The sequence below is a fragment of the Streptomyces sp. NPDC044064 genome (genome assembly GCF_056434245.1).
The window spans coordinates 1-22,056 of sequence record NZ_JBWKFN010000057.1; the positions used below are offsets into that span (position 1 = coordinate 1).

General features: G+C 70.5%; 17 protein-coding genes. 7 read left to right on the plus strand and 10 right to left on the minus strand.

The annotated features are described in order from the left end of the window. Positions 1-115: 115 nt before the first annotated feature. Together AC07DS_RS45360 and AC07DS_RS45365 are read right to left on the minus strand one after the other, a co-directional pair. On the minus strand, positions 116-970 hold the full coding sequence (locus tag AC07DS_RS45360; RefSeq protein WP_479154577.1) for an LURP-one-related family protein: 855 nt from the start codon (positions 968-970) through the stop codon (positions 116-118). A gap of 75 nt (positions 971-1,045) precedes the next feature. Beyond that, on the minus strand, positions 1,046-3,094 hold the full coding sequence (locus tag AC07DS_RS45365) for a phosphocholine-specific phospholipase C (protein WP_479154578.1): 2,049 nt from the start codon (positions 3,092-3,094) through the stop codon (positions 1,046-1,048). A 274-nt stretch (positions 3,095-3,368) separates the two neighbouring features. On the opposite strand from AC07DS_RS45365, the gene AC07DS_RS45370 reads away from it, so the two are divergent. The 5 genes from AC07DS_RS45370 (at position 3,369) to AC07DS_RS45390 (ending at position 8,870) form a co-directional block, all read left to right on the plus strand. Beyond that, complete coding sequence (locus tag AC07DS_RS45370; protein ID WP_479154579.1) at positions 3,369-4,100, plus strand: hypothetical protein; 732 nt, start codon at positions 3,369-3,371, stop codon at positions 4,098-4,100. 174 nt (positions 4,101-4,274) lie between these two features. Further along, on the plus strand, positions 4,275-5,090 hold the full coding sequence (locus tag AC07DS_RS45375) for a hypothetical protein (protein WP_479154580.1): 816 nt from the start codon (positions 4,275-4,277) through the stop codon (positions 5,088-5,090). Between the two features lie 90 nt (positions 5,091-5,180). Further along, positions 5,181-5,912, plus strand: a complete 732-nt coding sequence (locus AC07DS_RS45380) for a hypothetical protein (protein ID WP_479154581.1) — start codon at positions 5,181-5,183, stop codon at positions 5,910-5,912. Continuing rightward, positions 5,909-8,104 (plus strand): M48 family metalloprotease, encoded by a 2,196-nt coding sequence (locus AC07DS_RS45385; protein ID WP_479154582.1) that lies wholly within the window; start codon positions 5,909-5,911, stop codon positions 8,102-8,104. The genes AC07DS_RS45380 and AC07DS_RS45385 overlap by 4 nt, the downstream gene beginning before the upstream one ends. Before the next feature lie 43 nt (positions 8,105-8,147). Beyond that, positions 8,148-8,870, plus strand: coding sequence for a hypothetical protein (locus AC07DS_RS45390; protein WP_479154583.1), 723 nt, complete (start codon positions 8,148-8,150; stop codon positions 8,868-8,870). A 66-nt stretch (positions 8,871-8,936) separates the two neighbouring features. On the opposite strand, the gene AC07DS_RS45395 is transcribed toward AC07DS_RS45390, so the two are convergent. Next, on the minus strand, positions 8,937-11,714 hold the full coding sequence (locus AC07DS_RS45395) for a lectin (protein ID WP_479154584.1): 2,778 nt from the start codon (positions 11,712-11,714) through the stop codon (positions 8,937-8,939). 306 nt (positions 11,715-12,020) lie between these two features. Between AC07DS_RS45395 and AC07DS_RS45400 the strand changes: the two genes are divergently transcribed. Continuing rightward, the gene (locus tag AC07DS_RS45400; protein ID WP_479154585.1) at positions 12,021-12,152 is read left to right on the plus strand and encodes a hypothetical protein; all 132 of its coding nucleotides are present in this window, start codon (positions 12,021-12,023) and stop codon (positions 12,150-12,152) included. Positions 12,153-12,165: 13 nt separating this feature from the next. Here the strand turns inward: AC07DS_RS45400 and AC07DS_RS45405 are convergent, their stop codons facing one another. The 7 genes from AC07DS_RS45405 to AC07DS_RS45435 form a co-directional block, all read right to left on the minus strand. After that, a complete protein-coding gene (locus tag AC07DS_RS45405) occupies positions 12,166-14,343 on the minus strand; it encodes a galactose-binding domain-containing protein (RefSeq protein ID WP_479154586.1) in 2,178 nt (725 codons plus the stop codon). Positions 14,344-14,399: 56 nt separating this feature from the next. Further along, positions 14,400-16,007 carry a glycoside hydrolase family 13 protein gene (locus AC07DS_RS45410; protein WP_479154587.1) on the minus strand — a complete coding sequence of 536 codons (1,608 nt, stop codon included), beginning with the start codon at positions 16,005-16,007 and terminating at the stop codon, positions 14,400-14,402. A 33-nt stretch (positions 16,008-16,040) separates the two neighbouring features. After that, on the minus strand, positions 16,041-16,916 hold the full coding sequence (locus AC07DS_RS45415) for a carbohydrate ABC transporter permease (RefSeq protein WP_479154588.1): 876 nt from the start codon (positions 16,914-16,916) through the stop codon (positions 16,041-16,043). Then, positions 16,913-17,866, minus strand: coding sequence for a carbohydrate ABC transporter permease (locus AC07DS_RS45420; RefSeq protein WP_479154589.1), 954 nt, complete (start codon positions 17,864-17,866; stop codon positions 16,913-16,915). Before AC07DS_RS45420 ends, AC07DS_RS45415 begins: the two co-directional genes overlap by 4 nt. A 5-nt stretch (positions 17,867-17,871) precedes the next feature. Beyond that, positions 17,872-19,224 carry an ABC transporter substrate-binding protein gene (locus AC07DS_RS45425; RefSeq protein WP_479154590.1) on the minus strand — a complete coding sequence of 451 codons (1,353 nt, stop codon included), beginning with the start codon at positions 19,222-19,224 and terminating at the stop codon, positions 17,872-17,874. Between the two features lie 110 nt (positions 19,225-19,334). Then, positions 19,335-20,333: a LacI family DNA-binding transcriptional regulator gene (locus AC07DS_RS45430; RefSeq protein WP_479154591.1), complete on the minus strand. Its 999-nt coding sequence runs from the start codon at positions 20,331-20,333 to the stop codon at positions 19,335-19,337. Between the two features lie 129 nt (positions 20,334-20,462). Then, positions 20,463-21,134, minus strand: coding sequence for an MmyB family transcriptional regulator (locus tag AC07DS_RS45435; RefSeq protein ID WP_479154592.1), 672 nt, complete (start codon positions 21,132-21,134; stop codon positions 20,463-20,465). A gap of 237 nt (positions 21,135-21,371) precedes the next feature. Between AC07DS_RS45435 and AC07DS_RS45440 the strand changes: the two genes are divergently transcribed. Beyond that, positions 21,372-22,028 (plus strand): helix-turn-helix domain-containing protein, encoded by a 657-nt coding sequence (locus AC07DS_RS45440; RefSeq protein WP_479154593.1) that lies wholly within the window; start codon positions 21,372-21,374, stop codon positions 22,026-22,028. The last annotated feature ends 28 nt before the right edge of the window (positions 22,029-22,056 follow it).

Here is a 22,056-nt window from a genome sequence, read left to right on the forward strand (position 1 = left end):
AACCCCCTCGGCCCGCAGAACCGAGCCGACCACCCCCCCCCCCCCCCCCCCGCCCTCCCCCCCCCCCCCCCCCCCCCCCCCCCCCCCGTTGCCGTACTCCCCGTGCGGGGTCCGCTCAGTTCCAGCCCCGCGAGTCCTGCTTGAGCGCGGTGTCGACGGTCAGAGCCGTCGCCACGACCAGGCTCAGCAGCGGCTCGGGCAGCTGGTAGTGGATCTGCAGGACGTAGTTGTCCGCCGTCGTGAACAGCGTCTTGGCGAGGCCTTCCCAGGTCTTGGTGATCCGGGCCACCTCGTTGTCCGAGTGGTCGACGATCGCGAAGTTCCACGCCCGCCAGTTCTCCGCCTTGATCGCGCCGACCTGCTGGCCGTTCACGTTCATCGCGAAGTTGATCTTTCCGATCATGTTCTGCTGGACGATCTCACCGACCGGGGAGCCGTCCGGACGGGTCACGATGACCCGGGACTTGAAGATCTTCGCCGGGCGGGTCAGCAGCAACTGCGGCTGCCCGTGGGCGTCGCGGATCTCCAGCTTGTGGGTCAGGAACTGGTCCCAGTTGGAGATGAAGCGGAAGATCTTCCGCAGCGCGCTCTGGCCGACCTCGGTCACGGCGCCGATCTCGCGGCCGTTCTGGTCCATGACCTTGTACTCGTTGGTGAGCTCGATCAGCTTGGCCTTCTGGTTCACCACCAGGACCGGCTCGGTGAAGAGAGTGCCGCCGCCGGGACCGCCGGCCGCGACCCCGGCCTGCTGCTGCACCTGGCGCTGCACCTTGGCGTCGGTGCCCTGCTGGTGCGGGATGTGGGCGGCGGGCTGCTGGGGCGCGGCCTGCTGCTGCGGAACCTGTGCGGCGGTCTGCTGGGCCGGGTTCGTGTGGTCGGTCCACTGCGCGCCGTCCCAGTAACGGAGCGTCTGGGCAGCCCCGTGCGGATCGGGGTACCAGCCTGCAGGAGTGTTCGATTGCGTGGTCACCGGGGCACACTACCCTGATGTGACCGGTACCTGACCAGCCCGCACGGAGCGCTGTTCATCGCCCGTTCACCCCGTTCACACGGTGATGATGGCCGGGTCGCTGACGCCGGCGTGCCCGTTCTCCACGTGGCCGGCGAAGGTGCGCAGGAAGGCCGGGTCGCTGTCCGCGGTGACCGTGAGGTCGTACCACCGCTTGCTCGCCGTGAGGGCGACGGTGTGCTTCACGGTGGCGCCGGGCCGCACGGTGACGGCGACCGGGCTGCCGCCGTAGCGGTTCACGAGCTTCAGCTTCACCGTGCCGGTGCCCTTGTTGGTGAAGGTCAGCTCGATGTCGTCGTCGGCGTAGCGGGCCGTGACCTCGGGTCCGGCGACCTTGTTGCGGCCCTTGAACTGGCGCAGGAAGCCGTTCGGGCCGTGCACGGCGAGGTCGTACGAGCCGCCGGAGTAGACCGAGTTCCAGGTGTCCGAGAGGGTCTTGCCGGCCTCGGTGGTGTAGGGCCAGGGACCGTCGGTGCGGTTGTTCGAGGTGACCAGGAACCCGGCGCCCGCGTGTGCGCCGGAGGCGAAGGAGAGCGTGAACTTTCCGGCCGCCGTGTCCGCTGAACCGTCCACCACGGGGGCGTACTTGAGCGGGCGGGTGGGCCGGCAGCCGCGCTCCTGCTTGGGCAGGGCGGGGTTGGCGGGCGGGACGGGCACGTAGTCGGGGTGCCTGTCGTGGTCCGGCGGCTGGTAGCCGGCCGTGGACGGCAGCGTGACCGGCTCGGTGTCCTTGCGGGAGAAGTCGAAGGCAGTGGTCAGGTCGCCGCAGACCGCGCGGCGCCAGGGCGAGATGTTCGGCTCCTGGACACCGAAGCGACGCTCGATGAACCGGATGATCGAGGTGTGGTCGAAGGTCTCGGAGCAGACGTAACCGCCCTTGCTCCAGGGCGAGACGACCAGCATCGGCACCCGCTGGCCGAGCCCGTAGGGGCCGGCGGGGTGGCCGATGTCGCCCTTGTACAGGTCGAGCGAGGGGTCGACGGTCGACAGGCCCTGGGCGGCGGAGGCCGGCGGGAAGGGCGGGATCACGTGGTCGAAGAAGCCGTCGTTCTCGTCGTAGGTGATGAACAGCGCGGTCCTGCCCCACACCTCGGGGTTGGAGGTGAGCGCGTCCAGGACCTGGGCGACGTACCAGGCGCCGTAGTTGGCGGGCCAGTTGGGGTGCTCGGTGAAGGCCTCGGGAGCGACGATCCAGGAGACCTGGGGCAGCTTGTCCGCCTTGACGTCCGCCTTGAGCCGGTCGAAGAAGCCCTCGCCCTGGCGCGCGTCGGTGCCGGTGCGGGCCTTGTCGTACAGCGGGTCGCCGGGCTTGGCGTTCCGGTACTGGTTGAAGTAGAGGAGGGAGTTGTCGCCGTAGTTGCCGCGGTAGGCGTCGTTGATCCAGCCCCAGGAGCCGTTCGCGTCCAGGCCGTCGCCCACGTCCTGGTAGATCTTCCAGGAGACGCCGGCCTGCTCCAGGCGCTCGGGGTACGTCGTCCAGCCGTAGCCCTTCTCGTCATTGCCGAGGACCGGGCCGCCGCCCTTGCCGTCGTTGCCCGTGTAACCCGTCCACATGTAGTAGCGGTTGGGGTCGGTCGAGCCTATGAAGGAGCAGTGGTAGGCGTCGCAGATGGTGAAGGCGTCGGCGAGCGCGTAGTGGAAGGGGATGTCCTCACGCGTCAGGTACGCCATCGTCGTGGACGACTTGGCGGGCACCCACTTGTCGTACTTGCCGCCGTTGAAGGCCGCGTGTCCGTCGTTCCACCCGTGCGGGAGGTCCTGGATGAAGGCCAGGCCCAGGTCGTCGGCGTCCGGGTGGAACGGGAGGATGTCCTTCGTGCCGTCGGACTGCTTCCAGACGGACTTGCCGTTCTGCGTCACCGGACGCGGGTCGCCGAAGCCCCGCACGCCCCGGAGCGAGCCGAAGTAGTGGTCGAACGAACGGTTCTCCTGCATCAGGACGACGATGTGCTCGACGTCCTCGACCGAACCCGTGCGATGGTGCGCGGGCAGTGCGGCCGCACGCTGGATGCTGTTGGACAGCGCGGTGAACGCCGTTGTGGCGCCCGCGAGCTGGAGGAAGCGCCGCCGATTGACTTCGGTCATGAGTGAGAGTCCTCTCGTCCTGACGTACGTAGTTGCCGCTAGATGACGGAATCTGCGCGCAGCGAGTGTTCCAAGAGCAGCAAACGTCAGGGAAGGGTCTGATGGCGGCGATGTGAAAGTCGTCGGTACGGAGGGGGTTGGGGCGACTGCGCCCTTTGCCCCCGGTTCGGAGAAGTCCTCATATCGGGGGATCGAAAGGGTGAAGAGATGTAATATCCGGCGCACATGACGTCCGCCGAGCCGTTCTCGGCGGCGCGGGAGGGGGCGGAGATCCATGATCAGAAAGTGCGCGCTCACACTCGGGGCCTTACTGCTCGCGAGCGGCTGCGGCAGCGGCTCGTCACACGACCGGGCGGGTACGGAGGAGTCCCCGTCGGCGGACGTCTCCGCGTCGGCCTCCGACACGGCCTCGGAGACACCGGACGTCGGCAGCTCCTCCCCGGATCCGACCCCCACCACGCAGGAACCGGCCGAGGAGACACCCACCGAGGAGAGCGCCACCTCCGAGGCTCCGGACAGCTGGAGCGGCAGCGGCACGACTGAGGACGACGACCGGTCGACGGCGGGCGGGAGCCAGGACTGCGGCAGCCTCGCGGGCAGCGGCACCTTCACCGACCCGCTCCGACTCGGTGTCGTGGACGGCCTCGTGACGGCCCGGGACTGTGCCCCGCTGACGTCGGGCGCCCCGTTCAACGTCCGCTACTTCTCGTTCACCCTGTCCGGGACACCGGGCGCGAACGCCCACGCGGGGGCGTCCTTCACTCTCACCCAGGACGCGCTCGGCCCGGTGTACCCGGCGATCGTCCAGCCGAACGGATGGGTCCTCAAGAACAGTCTCGGCTCCGGGTACTGGACCGGAACGGAGCCCGACTTCACCGGCCGCTACCAGGCGATCTCGGACCTGGCTCCGGGCACGTACATCCTGCGCACGGAGAAACTCGACTCTCCGTTGCACGCCCTGTCCACACCTTCGTACGACGTCGTCGTCGATGCGGGCGGGTCCTGAGAGACCACACGGGACACAGGAATTCACTTCTGTTCTTTATTGACCGAATGTGAATTGACGGCTCTTTAACGCACATTATCCCTTAAACTTTCCTGCATCACGCCAGGAAGCGCGCTGGGGGGCGCGTGGGGGGAGCTGGTTCTCGTGCGCCGTGGATTCTTGTGCACAAGTCTCTTGAGCTGCGCCGCGTTACTCCTGCCGCTGTATCTGTCCGCTGCGCCGGCGCACGCCGCGGACCCGACCGCGCCCTATGCCGAACTGAGCCCGGACTCCGGGGAGGTGGTGCCCGGCGGCGGCCCGCTGACCGTGGATGCCACGTTCCACAACACGCTGGACAGCGACATCACGGACAGCTTCGTCGTCGCCGTCGGCATCCGGCTCGCACCGCCGGCCGAGCGGCTGACTCCCGATCAGGTCACCGTGGAATGGTTCGACGCCGGCCCGTCCGTGTGGCGGCCGGTGGAGTTGACACCCGGGGACACCGCGCTGAGCGGCTACCTCAGCACGGACGCCGGACTGCCCTCCGTGGGATCGCTCCCGGCGGGCGACTCGGCCCGCATCCCGCTGCGCGTCTCCCTGGCCTCCGGAGTACCGGCGCCCTCCACGCTCCAGTTCGTCACCCAGGGCCTGATCCAGCCCACGACCTCGGTCGACCCGGCGCCCCTGATGGACGGCAAGGCGTCGTACTCCGTGGTCGGGCAGGCGACGTCCCCGGTACCGACACCGGACACGGCCTCCGCGGGCCTCGCACAGCAGAGTCCGGTGAGCGAGGCGACGACACCGTCCGGCAGCCCGTCCCCGGCACCCTCTTCGTCACCCCCGTCCGCCACCACCCCGGCCCCGTCGGCCCTGTCCGACGGAACCGCAGTGGACGGGAGCGCGGGCGGCGGAGCCCCCGCGCCGATCGTGGCCGCCGGCGTGGCAGGCCTCGTGTTCGCCGTCGTCGTCACCGTCGGCGTGGTCCTGCGGCGTCGCCGCAGCCAACGCTGAACCCGCAGCGGCCGAGGCGGACCGCCGCCCGTCCGCACGCGCGCACCGCCCGCCCATCCGTCCGTCCGTCCGTTCTCACGGGAGGAACCCATGCACCACCGCACGGGCCAGGACGTCCTGCGCGACGTGGTCCGCCGCGTCGCTCCGGCCGAACTGGAGAAGCTGGACGAGACCTGCCGGGCCTACCTGGCCCGGCCCCATCCCCCGCAGCGCCTGCACCGGCCGGCCGGGGACCCGCTGGGCATCGGCTTCGAGTCGGCGGTGCTGCTGCCGGTTCTGGTGTCGGTGGTCTCACAGGTCCTCGCCGACCTCGCATCCGGGCGCATACAGGCGGGCGGCACCCGGCTCAAGCGCTGGTGGCGACGTCGCCGCGGGACCGAAACCGAGGGCAGACGAGCCGCGCTGACCTCGGCCGTCCCGGAACTCTCCGGGGTGACCCGGCAGGAACTCGCCGACTGGACCCTGGCCGTCAGCCGGGCCGCCGGAATGTCCGCGGCCGAGGGCGAGACCTGCGCGGAGGTCATCGTGGTGGCCGTGGTGCGCGGGAACTCGGGGGCGCGGTCGGTGCCGGATGCGGTGGCTGCGCCGACCACGCCGGCTGCTCCGACTGCTCCGACGGACCTCGGGCACCCGGCGGAACCGGAGTCCGTTCGTCATCGCGCTCCGGACCCGAGGGCTGCGACCGCCGGGGCCGGAGACGACGCGGGGGCAGGGCTCCCGTCGGCGGCCGGTGACGCGCCGGAGACCGGTGACGCACCGGAGACCGATGGAGCGCCGAACGCCGGTGACACATCGGCAGCCGCGCACTCGTCGCTGTCGTGAGCGCCGCGCCGGACCCGCAAGGCCCGCCCCGCCCCTCCCGCTCCGCCACCGCCACCGCCACCGAGCGGCCGGACGTAGCCCGCGCGCTCGTGTCCAGCCCCCTGCCCCTGCCGACCACCACCCGGCTGGCCCTGCTGGTCCTCGTCGCGGGCGCCGGTGCCTCGTTCGCCACCTGGTGGTGGCTGGTCCTGGGCCGGGACAACTGGCCCGGGGCCCAACTCGCCTGCCTGCCCGGCACCGACGCCGCGCCCGACGAGACCCTCGCCCGCTTCACCGGCTGCGTGAACGACGTACGGCTGGCGCAGTCGGCGGTGGTGCTGTGCGGACCGCTCGCCCTGCTGGCCCTCGCCGTGCTCTGCCGAGCCGCCGGGCGGCGGCTGAGCCTGTGGCGGTGGCAGGCCGTGCCGGACCGGTCCTCGGCGCTCGCCCGGCGCCTGGCCGCCATGGTGCCCGAAGGGGGAGGCCCCCGGCCGGTGCTGTGGGTGCGCGGCCGGGGCGTCGGGATCCGGGCGCGTGCCTCGGGCACCGTCCGCCGGCCCCGCATCGTGGCCGACTCCTACGTCCTCAGCCTGTCCGACCGGAGCGTGGACGCGATCTTCCGGCATGAACTGGCCCATCTGCGGCTGCGGGACGTGGGCCGGGTACGGCTGGCCACGGCGGCCGGGTGGCTCCTGCTCCTCGGCGTCACCCTGCCGATGGTGGTCGCACTGGCCCGCGACCCCGGGCTGCTGGGCGCCGGCCTGCTGGTCCGGATGGCGATCGTCCTGACCGTCGTGCTGCTCACCCTGTGCGCCGTACTGCGTGTGCGGGAGCATGACGCCGACCTCGCCGCGGCGGCGGATCCAGGCGCGCCACGGGACGCGACGGCCGCCCACATCGGCTCGGCTCTCGCGCCGCGCCGAACCGAGCGCCTCGTACGGTCCCTGGGCCTGGCCACGCATCCCACCCCCGCGGCCCGCCTGGCCGTGCTCGCCGATCCGGCGCGGTCCTGGGGGCTTTCGTCCCTTGAGTGCCTCACCACCGGGCTCGCCGCCGGACTGGTGTTCACCGACCTCACCCTGCTGGTCGCCGCCCTGATGCCGGATCACACCCGACTCGCCTACATGATCGGCGGGTTGCTGACGGGCTGGGTCGTCGCCGGGGTCGTGACCGTGGCGTGGTGGCGGGCCGTCGCCGTGGGACACCGGGACGCGTCCGGCCGGCGCGCGGCACCGGCCGGGGCAGCGCTCGGACTCGGTGTGCTCCTCGGCAGCCAGCTCGCCGGGCGGGCGGCCGGTGACTGGGTACGGGACACGGGCACGGCGGACGGACTGGCGACCGCGCTGTCCCTGACCCAGGTGCCGGGCATGCAGGCGCCGGCCCTCGGGGTGGTGCTTGTCGTCGGCGGGGCGCTGTTCGCCCTCTGGAGCACCTCTCTCGCCAGAGCACTGGGGGCCACGGTGGACGGTCCCCGTTCCGCACCCGCCTGCGCGGCGGCCGTAGGACTGTCCGGGCTCCTGCCGGCCGTGCCACTGGGCAGTTGGTTCCTGTTCGCCCGGCTGACGGCGGCCCGCGCCGCTCCCGGCATCCGGTGGGCGGTGATCGACACGCCCTGGTGCGTGGCCGGGGTGCTGACGGCCGTCGTCGGCGCGCTGGTTCCGGCAGCCGCGGCTCGCGGGGCGCGGCTCGCGGGGACGCGCGGTGCCAGGCAGCCCCGCCCCCTGGTCCTGTTGGCGGCCGCCACGGTCCTGGTCACGGCCGGGACCGGTTGGGCGGCTTTCGGCAGCGAGCCGAACCGGGCTCCGGCCACACATGTCTCCGGCGGCTCCGAGATGTCCGTAACCCCGGGGGTGTCCGCAGCCCCGACGGACTCGGTGAACTCACCGGACCCGACTGCCTCACCGGCCTCCGGCAGCGGTGACCGTACCGTCCCCCTGGACCAACTCCCCCTGCTGCCGCCCAAGGAGGAGCGCACGGATGCCATGCGGTCGGACACCGCCCTCGTCTGCCGTGCACTGTCCCTGGGCGGCACCGCCGTCTGGACCGACCCCCGACGCCGCGCCGACATGACCCAGTTGCTCGGCGGCCTCGACGACCCCGTGCTGCGGGCCGCCTCGGCCGTCCTTCGGCGCGCCCCGTCGGGCCCCGTGGACAGCCATGCGCCGGTCGCCTCCGTCCTGCGCTGCGACCTGTACTTCCGCTACGGCCGCTGACCGGCCACGCCCGACGATCCACCAGCCCTGCGAGGAGGTACCCGTGAGCCCGAGGACCGCTGCGATGTCCGCCATCGGGCACCGACGGCTCGCCGCCCTGCCGGTCGTGGCGGCGCTGCTGGCAGGTACGGCCCTCAGCGGCTGCGACAGCCCAGGCCAACGGTCGGACAGCGTGGTGCCGACTCAGGCACCCGCGCCGTCCGCCTCCCCCGGCGCCGAAGACCTGGCCGCGGCCCTGCTCACCACGGCCCAGTTGCCGGCCGGCTATGTGAAGACCGTCCTGCGGGACGATCCCCCGACGCGCTCCGACCGTCCCGCATGCCTCAACTCGATCAACTCCCTTGAATCCGCTCGCGTTGCCCACCCCGATGCCGTCGAGGCCAGGGTCGACTTCGCCATGAGCCGGAGCGGACCCTTCCTCCAGCAGGTACTGCGCCGGCTGCCGGGCTCCGGGGCACGGCGGGACCTGGAGCAGGCCGCGCGCACGCTGTCGGGCTGTCCCGAGTTCTCCATCGGCTGGAGCGACGGCTCCACGGGTACGGAGCAGGTGGAGCCGCACGGTTCGGCAGGGATCGGCGACGCGTCGTGGCACGCCACGGTCACCGCGACCACCGGGACGTTCACCGTCCAGGAGACCCTGGTCCTGGTGGCCGCGGGCAGGACCCTGCTCGTACTCAGCGATGCGGGCAGCCCGGCAGCACCCGAACGCTCCCGGACACTGGCTCTGGCCCGCACCGCCGTATCCAGGCTCCCTCGACATCCCTGACCGGTCACTCAGAGAGCGGCCTGCCGCCAGGACACCGGGCGGGACTGCCGACTGCCCGCCGACGCCTCAGCTCGGCAGTTTCCAGTTCTGGGCCGCCGTACCGTTGCAGGTGTACAGCTGGAGCTGGGTGCCGTTCGTGCTCGAGGAGCCGGGGTCGTCCAGGCACAGCTGTGACTCGGGGTTGACCAGGGACCCGTTGGCTCCGGCGGTCCACTGCTGGGCGCCGGTGCCGTTGCAGGTCCACAGCTGGATCAGCGTGCCGTTGGTGGTTCCGCTGTGAGCGGCGTCCAGGCATTTGCCGAGGGTCCGGACCGTTCCGTCGCCGGCGACGATCCAGTCCTGGGCGTACGTGTTGTTGCAGCCCCAGATCTGGACGTGGGTGCCGTCGGAGGTGCCCGAAGACGCGTCGTCCGCACACAGGTTGGAGGCCACCGCGGAGGTGAGCGGACCGATCCGCGGCGAAGCCGGCGCCGTGGTGTCGCCCGCGTACGAGGGCGGGGCCGCGGCGGCCGCGGTCGCCCACGACGTGTTGGCGCTGGTGCCCAGCGTGAAGTCCAGCGTGCCGCCGGCCGTGATCGCCGTGGTCGGAGCGTAGGCGTTGTTCCACGCCGTGCCGTTCCACGCGGCGGACTGGACGTAGGGGGCGTTGTCGGCGGCGCCGTTGCCGTTGACGGTCAGCGTTCTGCCCGAGGGGAGGGTGATGACGGCTTGCGTGAACAGCGGTGACCCCAGGGCGAGATCGGAGGTTCCGGGCGTCTCGGGGAACATGCCGAGCGCCGACCAGACGTACCAGGCACTCATCGCGCCGAGATCGTCGTTGCCGTCGGCCAGGCCGCCCGGGGTGTTCGACCAGATCTGGTCCTGGATCGCCCGCACCGTGCCCTGCGTCTTGTAGGGCTGCCCCGTGTAGTCGTACTCCCACGGCAGTTCGATGCTCGGTTCGTTGCCGACCCAGGCGTACCCGTTGGCGCCGGTGTAGCTGCGCAGCACGGTGTCCAGGTAATGGTTCATCGCGGTGTTGCCGCCCTTGGCGTGCGCCAGGCCGCCGATGTCGAACGGGACCATTCCGGTGTAGATCCACGAGTCGGCCTCGACCATGTCCGTGCCGCTGGTGGGGTCGAAGCCACCGGTCCACGAGCCGTTGGCGTTACGGGGTTCGACGAACCCGGAGGCGGGGTTGAGCACGTTGCGCCAGTCCTGTGCGCGATCGGCGTACGTCTTCTGGTTCGCGGTGTCGCCGAGTGCCCCGGCCATCGCGGAGAGCGCGAAGTCGGCGGTGTCGTACTCCAGGGTGGTGGCGACCGGGCCGTAGAAGTTGCAGCAGCCGTAGCTGCCGTCGTGGGGCATGTACCCCGGCGAGTTCAAGTAGCCGAGGCCGGGCCGGTCGTTGTTGGCCCTGCTCGCCTGCTTGACCATGTCGGCCAGGGCGGTCGTGGCGTCGAAGTCCCGGGCGCCGAAGGCGTAGTAGTCGGCGAGGATGGCGTCCGCCGGGTCGCCGACCATGACGTACGACTCGCCGTTGTTCTCGGACCACTTGGGGAAGATCCCGGTCTGCGCGTAGTCGTCGACCATCGACTGTGCGGTGTCGGAGGCGACCCGAGGAGCGACCAGGGCTTCGAGCTGGGCCTGCGAACGGTAGATGTCCCAGCCGGAGTAGTTCGCGTACACGGCGCTGTGGCCGGCGTCCACGGTGTGCGTCTTCCCGTCGAAGCCGTAGTACTGGCCATTGGTGTCGCTGATCACGTTCGGGTGCAGCAGCGAGTGGTAGAGCGCGGTGTAGAAGGTCTGCTGCTGCGCGGCCGTCCCGCCGGCGATCTGCACCTTGCCGAGCGTGCTGTTCCACGCGTTCTGCGCCGCGGTGCGGGTCGCGTCGAAATCCCAGCCGGTGTTCTCCGCGGTGCGGTTGGCGACCGCGCCCGCCACCGACACGTAGGAGATGCCGACCTTGGCCTGCACGACCGGGTCGGCAGTGGTGTTGAAGGTGACGTATCCGTTCGAGGCGGCGGCATCCGGGGCAGCGCTGCCCTTGGTGGACTTCGTGGACTTCGAGTCCGGAGCGCCGGGGTTCTTGCCGTGCAGCACCGGCTTGTTCGGCTTCTCGGCGGCGTTCTTCGACGCCTCGGTCGGCGCCGTGGAAGGCGTGGACGCCTTGGCGACCGAACTGCCCTGCGAGACGAAGGGCTTGTCGAAGACCATGTCGAAGTAGACGGTGTAGGTGTTCGCGGCGCCGCAGAAGCGGCCGCTGGTCACCTGCCCGCTCACCTCGGTGCTCGACACCTTGGTGAACTGCGTCGACGTGGCGCCGTTCTGACTTGCCGTCAACTTGAAGACGAGGTTGGCCTGACTGGTCGAGGGAAAGGTGAAGCGCGCCATACCGCTGCGCGTCGTGGTGGTCAGCTCGGTGGTCACCTGGTTGTTCAGCGCGACCTTGTACGACCCGGCGGAAGCCGACTCGTTGCCGTGCGAGAACGCGTCCGTCGCACTGGTGTTCACAGCCCCCACCGTGGGCAGCACCGGTATGTCACCGGCCGCGCCACAACCGGGTCCGGCGATGTGGGTCAGACTGAAACCGGTGATCGACGAGTCGTTGTACTCGTAGCCCCCGCCGTCGGGACGCGACGGGGTGTCGGGGCTCCACTGGACCATGCCGAACGGGACGTCGGCCCCCGGAAAGTCGTCGGCCTGGTTCGACGTACCTATGAACGGGTTGACCAGAGTCGCCGGCGCGGTGACGAGCGCAGCCTTCCCGGCCGCCCACGCAGGGGTGCACAGACCGGCCGCGGCCAGCGACGCAGCGGCGAGGAGACCGATCGCCGCGGTTCTCGGTCTCGCCAGTGGTGTCATCACGGGGTTTTCTCCTCTACTCGGAAGCGAGGGCCGACAACGTTGTCTCCGTACCGAAGAGCAACCCCGGGTGATGAGCGAGCTTGCCGAGATGTCCGGATCCGGATCACCGAGGTCTGACAACGTTGTCCAACCGTGGAGATGAGGTGCCTGGAATGCGAGCGCTTCGATGGCGCCCCGGGGTTGTGGACGCCCGGGGACGCAGGGGAACTCCTCGCGAAGCTAGCCATAAGGCAGGGGCATGTCAACGACTGGTGCGGGCAAGCCCCTTGAGCGCGAGCCTGGGGGCCCGGCGGACCGGTCCGCATGGCGGACGTTCCGGACGGCGCCCCGGACCACCGGGACTCGGTCCTCGCGGAGGAGGAGCGGTGCGCGGGCGACACGATGACGATCCGTGTGTCCCGGTGCCGGGGCGCTCGACCGGTGGCGGAGCTGTGACGCTCGGGCCGGGTCAGGGGGTGAGGTAGGCCTCCACCTCACTGAACTGCCCGGCCGGCCAGCCCGTGTTGGCGCTGACGCTCAGGCGGAGGTGGCGCAGGCTGGTGCCGCCGGGCAGGGCGACGGTGGCCGTGTTGCCGGTGGCCGGGTCGAAGCGGTAGCCCTGGGAGCCGGCCACGGTGGAGTAGCTCGAGCCGTCGGTGCTGCCGAGCACCGTGATGGTCTGGGTGCGGGCGCCCCAGGCCGAGGACGGGGGCAGCTTCAGCACCAGCCGGCGGACCGCGTAGGAGGAGCCGAGGTCGACCGTCCAGGACTGCGGGAAGGCGTTGTCGGTGGACTCCCAGTAGCTGTTGGCGTCTCCGTCGACCGCCTTGCCCGGGGTGTAGACGTCCTGGGAGCCGGTCGCGGTGGCCGGGCGGCCCTTGGCGAGGTTGCGGTTCGGGTCCGGGTCGGGGTTGCCCTGGCCGGGCTGGGGCCAGGTGGAGCAGTCGGACCAGGTGCTGGACCAGCCGGAGTTGCCGCCGCCGTCGGTGAGTGCGAAGGAGCCGGAGTTCGCCGGGTAGGGGCAGTTGTAGACGCCTGCGGCGCCGACCTGGGTGGCGGTGACGTTGCGGAAGGCGGCCGCGCCCTGTGCCTCGGCCTGGACGACGACCGTACCCGTGTTCCGCACGGTCGCTCCGGTCACGTTGACGTTCCTGACCGGGTAGCCCTGCCCGCCGCCGGAGACGAACTCGAAAGCGCTGTAGGGACTGTCGGTGATCGTCGTGTTGGTGATGTCGACCGTGGCGTTGATCGCGCTGTCGTAGGAGTCGACGCGCAGGGCGCCCATCGGATGGTTCCAGTTGGGGTTCATGGCGCCGGCGCGGACGAGGGTGTTGCCGTCGACGGTGATGGTGCCGGAGAGCGGGTGGAAGGGGTCGAGGAACTTCTGGTTGGAGATCGCGATGCCGCTGCCGAGGGCGTTGGTGTCGGAGATCAGGTTGTTCTTCACCGCGATGTCGGTGCCGCCGTAGATCGCGATGCCGTTGGCGAGGTTGGGCTGCGAGATCGTGTTGTTCTCGAAGCTGGAGTTCGCGTCCGGGGAGTAGAGGGACCACATGGCGAGTGCGTCGTCGCCCTGGTTGCGCAGGAAGTTGTTGCTGACGCGGACGCCCCTGGCGGTGCCGTTGAGGTTGAGGCCGTCGGCGGTGGTGTCGAGGATGCGGTTGTTCTCCACCACCAGGTTGTCGTTGTTACCCATCAGCCAGAGGCCGACCTTCATGTGCTGGATCCACATGCCGGAGACAGAACTGCCTGGTCCCAGACTGCCGTTGACAAAGTTGTCCGGGCGGGAGTCGACGCGCTCCGTGACCTCTCCGATCACCGCGAAGTCCTTGATGTGCACGCCTCCGGAGGAGCTGGACTGATCGATGAACCGGGAGGTGTGCACGACCGAGTACCAGCTGCCCGCACCCTGCAGGGTCACGTTCTGGACCCCGCCCAGGGAGGAGGTGATCCGGTAGTCGCCCGGCGGGATCCACACCACTGCGCCCTGGGCCGCCGCGATGGCGTCCCGGAAGGCCTGGGTGGAGTCGCCGTTGCCGCTGGGGTCGGCGCCCTTGGACACGACGGACACCGAACCTGCGGGCTGGGCGGCGGCCGCCGCGACCTGCTCGAAGTCGGCGACGTCCACGGTGACCTGGGTACCGGTCGACTCGAAGGCGATCTTGTCGCCCGCCTGGACGTTCTGTCCCAGCAGCAGCCGGGCGTTGTCGAAGAAGTGGTGGGTCTTCGCGCCCGGGATCCAGCCGGTGTCGATGTAGGAGTACTTCGACGTCACCGGGAGCGTCTTGGCGAGCCTGGTGCCGTTGACGTAGACGTCGAGCGAGCCGGACTGCCCGTCCGGGACGCTGTAGGCGACGTTCACGGCGTTGGACGCACGCGGGACGGTGAACTCCACCCGCCGGCCGGAGGTGAGCCGTACGGCCTGCCGTCCGGAGGCCTCCGAGGCGAGGGTGCCCTGCGTGTGGTCGGGTCCGATCCTCATGCCGGTGGTGCTCGCCGATTCGGCCTCGACGGAGGTGAAGGGGAGCGTGGCGCCCGAAGCCGCTCGGGCGGTGGGGGCCACGGCGACGAGCATGCCGGCGGCCAGGGCGACTACCGCCCCGATGGCCGGCATGCGCCTGACATGTTCGGCGGTGCTGCTGTGCATGTGCTGATCCCTTCGTGGTGGGGGTGCGTGGGATAGCAAGGGGTGCCGGGGGCGGCTCAGGCGCGCAGCCAGGCCGCCGTGTCCTGCGGGAGCCGGCCCCGGTCGTCCAGCGGGCCGCTGCCGAGCAGGACTTCGCAGTTCGCGGGCAGTTCGGCGGGTGCGGCGGCGAGGTTCACCACGCACGTCATGCCCTTCGCGCGGGAGAAGGCGAGCACGCCTTCGGGGGCGGGCAGCCAGGTCAGGGGGCCGTCGCCGAAGACCGGCCGGGTGGCGAGGGCCTCGCGGTAGAGGGTCAGCATGGAGGACGCGTTCCGTTGCTGACGGTCGACCGCGTACGACGGCCAGCCGGCCGGCTGCGGCAGCCACGGCTCCTCGCATGATCCGAATCCCGCGTACGGCGCGTCGGCCGTCCAGGGCAGCGGCACCCGGCAGCCGTCGCGGCCCGGGTCGGCCCCGTGCGACCGGAAGTACATCGGATCCTGGATGCGGCCGACCGGGATCTCGGCCTCCGGCAGGCCCAGCTCCTCCCCCTGGTACAGGTACACCGCCCCGGGCAGCGCCAGCGACAGCAGTGCCGCGGCCCGGGCTCGGCGGGTGCCGAGCGCCAGGTCCGTCGGGGTGCCGAAGGCCTTGGTGGCGAAGTCGAAGGCGGTGTCCTCGCGGCCGTAGCGGGTGACCGTGCGCGTCACGTCGTGGTTGCACAGCACCCAGGTGGCCGGGGCGCCGACCGGGGCGTGTTCGGCGAGGGTGCTGTCGATGGCGGCGCGCAGCCGCTCGGCGTCCCAGGGGCAGGACAGAAAGGCGAAGTTGAAGGCGGTGTGGAGTTCGTCGGGGCGCAGGTAGCGGGCGAAGCGTTCGGGGTCGGGGAGCCAGACCTCGCCGACGAACACACCGCCGTAGGCATCGGCCACGGCCCGCCAGGAGCGGTAGATGTCGTGGAGTTCGTCGCGGTCGACGAAGGGGTGCGGCTCGGGGTGTGCGGCGAGGTCGGGCAGGTCCGGGTCCTTGGCCGGCAGGGCCGCCGAGTCGATGCGCACGCCGGCCACTCCGCGCTCGAACCAGAAGCGAAGGATGTCCTCGTGCTCCTGGCGGACCGCCGGGTGGGCCCAGTTGAGGTCGGGCTGCTCGGGCGTGAACAGGTGCAGATACCAGTCGCCGTCGGGCAGCCGGGTCCAGACGGGTTCGGTGGAGCCGACGAACTGCGAGGGCCAGTCGTTGGGCGGGAGTTCGCCGTGCGGACCGCGTCCGGGCCGGAAGTGGAACAGCTCGCGCTCGGGGCTGCCGGGCCCCGCGGCGAGGGCCGCCCGGAACCAGGGGTGCTGGTCGGAGACGTGGTTGGGCACGATGTCGACGATGGTGCGGATGCCCAGCTCGCGGGCCTCCGAGATGAGCTTCTCGGCCTCGGCGAGGGTGCCGAAGGCCGGGTCGATCGACCGGTAGTCGGCGACGTCGTAGCCGCCGTCCTTCATGGGAGACAGGTACCAGGGGTTGAACCACATTGCGTCGACGCCGAGTTCGGCCAGGTACGGCAGTCTCGAGCGCACCCCGGCGAGGTCTCCGGTGCCGTCGCCGTCGCCGTCCGCGAAGCTGCGGACGTACACCTGGTAGATGACGGCCGAGCGCCACCAGTCGGGGTCCGTCGGAGCATGGGTGGGCTGTCCCACTGGGCTTGCCTTTCTGTAGACGGGGCCGCTGTCTCAGCCCTTGGTGCTGCCCGCGCTGATCCCGGCGATGATGTGTCGCTGGAAGACGAGGAACAGCGCCACCATCGGGACACTCGCGATCACCATCGCGGCGATGAGCACGGTGAGCTGGATGTTCTGAGACAGCTGGACGAGGGCCACGCTGATCGGCTGCTTGTCGGTGTCGGAGAAGACCATCAGCGGCCACAGGAAGTCCTGCCAGACCGCGACCAGCGCGAAGATCGACACCACGCCGAGGACCGGCCGGGACATGGGCAGCACGACCGACCACAGGATCCGCAGCTTCCCCGCGCCGTCGATCTCGGCGGCCTCCAGGACATCGCGTGGCAGCTGGTCGAAGAACCGCTTCAGCAGATAGAGGTTGAAGGCGTTGGCGACGGCCGGGAGCCAGATGGCGAGGGGGTCGTTGAGCAGGCTGGTGTGGATCAGCGGGAGGTCGGCGACGGTCAGGTACTTGGGTACGACCAGTGCCTGGGCCGGGACCATGAGGGTGGCGAGGATGCCGCCGAGGATCACCTTGCCGAAGGCAGGCCGCAGCTTGGACAGGGCGTAGGCGGCGGCCGTGCAGAACACCAGCTGGCAGGCCCAGGCGCCGGCCGCCTGCACCACCGTGTTCCACAGGCGCTGCGGCAGCTGCATCAGGTCCCAGGCGTCGGTGTAGCCGGCGGTGTGCCAGTGCTGCGGGATCAGCGTCGGCGGGGTCCGGGCCACCTCGTCCGGGGACTTCGCCGCGCCGGTCACCATCCAGTAGACCGGGAAGAGGAAGGCGAGCGCGAAGAGCAGGACGACGCCGGTGAACACGGTCCAGTAGACGGCCCTGCCGCGGGGGCGGGCGAGCGTGGCCGGGGAGATCAGGGTCCGGGTGCTCATGCGTCCCCCTCGGCTCGGGTGAGCCGCAGATAGACGGCGGAGAAGGCGCCGAGCAGCACGAGGAGCATCACGCTGAGCGCGCAGGCGCCGCCGAAGTCGTTGTAGAGGAAAGCGTACTTGTAGATGAGGTAGAGGACGGTGACCGTGGCGTTCTCCGGTCCGCCGCCCGTGATGACGAACGGCTCGGTGAACACCTGCATGGTGGCGATGACCTGAAGGAGCATCAGCATCAGGATGACGAACCGGGTCTGCGGGACCGTCACGTGCCGGATGCGCTGGAGCAGGTTGGCGCCGTCGAGTTCGGCTGCCTCGTACAGCTCGCCGGGGATGGACTGCAGGGCGGCCAGGTAGATGAGGACGGTGCCGCCCATGTTGGCCCAGGTGGCCACGATCACCAGGGAGATCAGTGCGGTGTCGGTACCGTTGGTCCAGTTCGAGGTGGGCAGGTGCAGGAAGCGCAGCGTCTCGTTGGCGAGGCCCGCTCCGGGGTCGTAGAACCACTTCCACAGCAGTGCGCCGACCACCGGCGGGATCATCACCGGCAGGTAGACCACGACCCGGAAGAACGCCTTCGCGTGCCGCAGCTCGTTGAGGACGAGGGCGAGGACGAACGGGACGGCGAAACCGATCAGCAGCGCCAGCAGGGTGAAGGTGAGGGTGTTGCGCCAGGCCGCCGTGAACTCGGGGTCGTGCCAGACCCGGGTGAAGTTGGCGGTGCCGACCCACTCGGGCGAGGAGCCGGGCGTGTACTTCTGGAAGGCGATGACGACCGCGCGGATCGCCGGGTACCAGGAGAACAGCGCGAAGCAGATCAGGCCGCCGAGCAGGAAGGCGTGGGCGCGGGCCTGGTCGGCGAGGCGGCGCCGCCCCCGGCCCCCTACCGGGGACGGCGCCTGAACCGGGTTGACGGCGGGCTCCTCGACCGGGCGCCGCTCGGCCGTCTTCGGCATGGCGGTCAGCTCCGGGCCAGAATGCTGTCGATCTTGCCGGAGGCGTCCTCGAGGAGCTGGTCGATGTCCGCGTCCTTCTTGGTGAGGACGGCGGAGACGACGCCGTCGAGGACGGAGTAGATCTGCTGGGCGTCCGGCGGCTCGATCTTCATCCGCAGCTGCTGGTTGCCGTCGAGGAAGGCCTGGTAGTTCTCCACCGGGACGTTGGCGTTGGCCTTCTTGACCTGCTGGTCCTTGGCGTCGGCGGCGCCGGTGAAGAGGCGTGGCTCGGGCAGACCGACGGGTGCGTCGTTCTTCTTGGCGCGGGCGTAGTCGCCGAGGAAGCCCGATCCCGGGGTGAGGAACATGTGGTCGAGCCACTTCAGGCCGGCGCGGATCTGGGCGGGTGTGTCCTTCTTGTTGAACATGTAGCCGTCGCCGCCGATGAGGGTGCCCCTGCCGCCGGGCATGGGGGCGAGGGCGAGGTCCTTGTAGTCGCCGCCCTTCTCCTTGACCAGGATCGGGATGTTGTCGGGGGCGCTGAGGTACATGCCGAGCTTGCCCGAACCCATCATCTGCTGCACGTCGTTGATGACGAGGAGCTGCTTGCTGCCCATCGAGCTGTCCGTCCACCGCATGTCGTGCAGGTTCTGCAGGACGGCATGGCCCTCGGGGGTGTCGACGGTGGCCTTCTTGCCGTCGGCGCCCACGACGTCGCCGCCCTGCGAGTACAGCTCGGCGGTGAAGTGCCAGCCGCCCTGGTTCTGTGCGCTGTAGTCGGCGTATCCGACGGTGCCGTCGCCGAGGGCGGCGATCCTCCTGGCGTCGGCGCGCACCTCGTCCCAGGTCGCCGGGGGCTTGTCGGGGTCGAGTCCGGCCTTCTCGAAGAGCTTGCGGTTGTAGATCAGCCCCATGCTGTATCCGGTACGCGGTACGCCGTAGACCTTGCCGTCCACGGTGTAGATGTCACGCAGCTGCTTCTGGATGGTGTCGTAGCTCTTGAGTTCCCCGAGGTACGGCGTGAGGTCGGCGGCCTGGTCGATGTCGACGACGTGGCCGGCGTCGGTGAAGTACGTGTAGAAGACGTCCTCCATCTGGCCGCCGGCGAGCTTGGCGTCGAACGTCTTCGGGTCCTGGCAGGGGAAGGCGTCGTGCGCGACGACCTCGATGTCCGGGTTCTGCTTCTCGAACGAGGCGATGTCCTGCTCGAAGAACCGCCGGTCGACCTTGGCGCTCTTGGGCGGCTCGCAGTTGACCGTGATGCGGGTCCTGCCGCTCGCCGCGCCGTCGTCGCCCGACCCGCAGGCGGACGCGGCGAGAGCGAGGGAGGAACAGACGCCGATCGCGGCGAAGGTACGGCGGAACCCGGTGCTTCTCATCGGTGGACCCCTCAAGGCAGGAGCGGTGGGCGCCGCACACTCAAGCACCGACGACATCGGCCCGCAAGATGTCGCGCAGAATTTGAAATTATTCGACAGTCGAGTGGATCTCAGGAACGACGCGCTTGCGCGGTCGAACCGCGGACCACGAGTTCCGGTTCGAACAGCAGCTCCTCCGCCGGTACGGCCGTCCCGCCGATCTGCGCGTTCAGCAGCTCGACCGCCGCCCGGCCCATGGCCTCGATGGGCTGGCGGACGGTGGTCAGCGGGGGTTCAGTGCAGTTCATGAACGCGGAGTCGTCGTAACCGACCACGGAGACCTGGGACGGGACGTCGAGCCCCTTGCGGCGGGCCGCCCTGATCGCGCCGAGCGCGAGCGGGTCGCTGGCACAGACGATGCCCGTGACGCCCTGGTCGATCAGCCGGGAGGCCGCAGCGTGGCCGCCCTCGATGGAGAACATGGCCCGGGCGACGAAGGCGTCCGGCAGGTCACCCGCGAACGCCCGCGCCGCCGCCAGCTTCCGCGCCGACGGCACATGATCCCCGGGCCCGAGTACGAGACCGATCCGCTCGTGCCCGAGGGAGGCCAGATGCCGCCAGGCCTGCTCGACTGCGACGGCGTCGTCGCAGGACACACCGGGGAAGCCGAGGTGCTCGATGGCCGCGTTGACCAGCACGACCGGGATGTTGCGCTCGGCGAGCAGCCGGTAGTGGTCGTGCGGGGCGTCGGCCTGCGCGTACAGACCGCCGGCGAAGACGACGCCGGACACCTGCTGCTGCAGCAGCAGCTCCACGTAGTCCGCCTCCGAGACCCCGCCCTTGGTCTGCGTGCACAGCACCGGGGTGAGTCCCAGCTGTGCGAGGGCGCCCCCGATGACCTCGGCGAACGCCGGGAAGATGGGGTTCTGCAGCTCCGGCAGGACCAGGCCGACGAGGCGGGCGCGCTCGCCGCGCAGCTGGGTGGGGCGCTCGTAGCCGAGGACGTCGAGGGCCGTCAGCACCGCCCGCCGGGTGGCTTCGGAGACGCCGGGCTTGCCGTTGAGCACCCGGCTGACCGTGGCCTCGCTGACCCCGACCTTCTTCGCCACTTCCGCAAGTCGTCGCGTCATGCGCGCAAGAGTAGCGCAATTTACGCAAGCCGTTTGCGTAGACGAGACATGCGATGCCGCAAGTGCTGTTGGGGCGGAGGGGGATTCCGGCCCGGCCCCGTCGGCGACCTGAACGCCGACGGAGCCGGGTCAGTCCTCGGGGTCGGGAACGACCACCAGATGGGTGCCCGCGCCGCGCGCCCGGCGCGGGCGGCGCGATGCTGCGGCCGGGCGGCGGGCGTCACGCAGGACCATGGTCAGGCGGGCGCAGCCGATCTCCTGGAGCGTCCGGGGCGTCTCCTCGACGATCCGGCACTCGGTCGGGCCGCGCCACGGATCGGGGTGGACGAGCAGGCGTACGGCACCGTCGAGCTGTGTCCCTGCCTCGCCGACGGCACGGATCCAGTGCGGCAGACCCTGCCGGTAGGCGGCCTCCATGATCGGATCCTGGGCGATGTCCCGGCGTACGGCCTGGAGTTCGTGGTCGTGGCCGTAGCGCTCGACGGCGGTCTTGAAGTGGGCCAGCATCGGCAGGCACCAGCCCGCCTCGTGATCGCCGAGGATCTCGGCGGCGTCGGGGTGGAACAGCACGAACCGCAGGAAGTTGCCCCCGGGCATGGCCGTCGGATGAGGGCGCACGCCCCGAAAAAGTGTCTCGAACGCGCCGTTGGCCAGCACCACGTTCCAGCGGTGGTCGACGACCAGGGACGGGAGCGGAACAGCCTCCAGAAGCGTGGCGTAGTCCTGTAGGTACGCCTGGACCTCGAAGCCCTCGGGGACGGGCGGCGGCGCCGGCCACTGCCCTCCTGCCTGATGTGCCATCGGGAGGTCACCCCTCTTGCCTCTGCGGCCTTCACGCGGCGAGGCGATCCTGCTGCTCCGACGAGAGCCATGTCAACTATCGTGGCATTCCATGTCGGTTGACGGCTGAAATTCGCCACAGTTGTGGCGAGACCTGGCTGCGAGTTCGACGCACCCGCTACTCTCCGGGAAGTTCACGACAACCGCTTGTGAGAAGCGACGTACCTCAAGCCCTCGAGAGACGTAGGAGTTCTGTCGGTGACGGATGGCTACGAGGATCCGGGCGCCACGGAGACCGCTCAGCTGCCGGCCGTCGTCGCCCGCGTCACCGCACTCGCCGACCGGCTCGGCGTGCCCCACGCCGAGGTCTTCGACGTCGGGCGGCTCTCCGTCGCCTGCGGTGTACCGGAACCGGTGGTCAAGGCCCTGCTCAGCGGCCGCCCGGCGGGCGAGCCGGACGTACAGGCCCGCTTTCTGCAGCGCCTGGACCTGCTGCGCCGCACCCGGCTGAAGACGAACGGCCGCAAGTACACCCAGCAGGAGATCGCCGACGGCGCGGGCATGTCCCGGCAGCAGGCCGGCGCGCTCATCAACGGCGACCGGCGGCCCACCATGGAGCACTGCGACGCCCTGCAGCGGTTCTTCCGGGTGCACGCCGGCTTCCTCACCGCGGAGGACCCCGAGGCCCTCGCGGGCGCGCTGCAGCGCACCGAGCAGGAACTGCTGCAGAAGCTCGCCGACCGGGAGCGGGCCGCGGCCGAGGCGCCGGACGATCCGCTGGAGCGGCTGCTGCAGGACCACGGGGTGCGCGGGATCGCCTGGCGGGCGGCGCAACTGCCCACCGACCAGCACCGGGACAAGGTCGCGGAGTGGCTGGACATGCTGCTGGAGAGCGTCAAGCGGCCCGAGTCGTGAACCAGGGGGGACTGTGGGCATCGGCAGG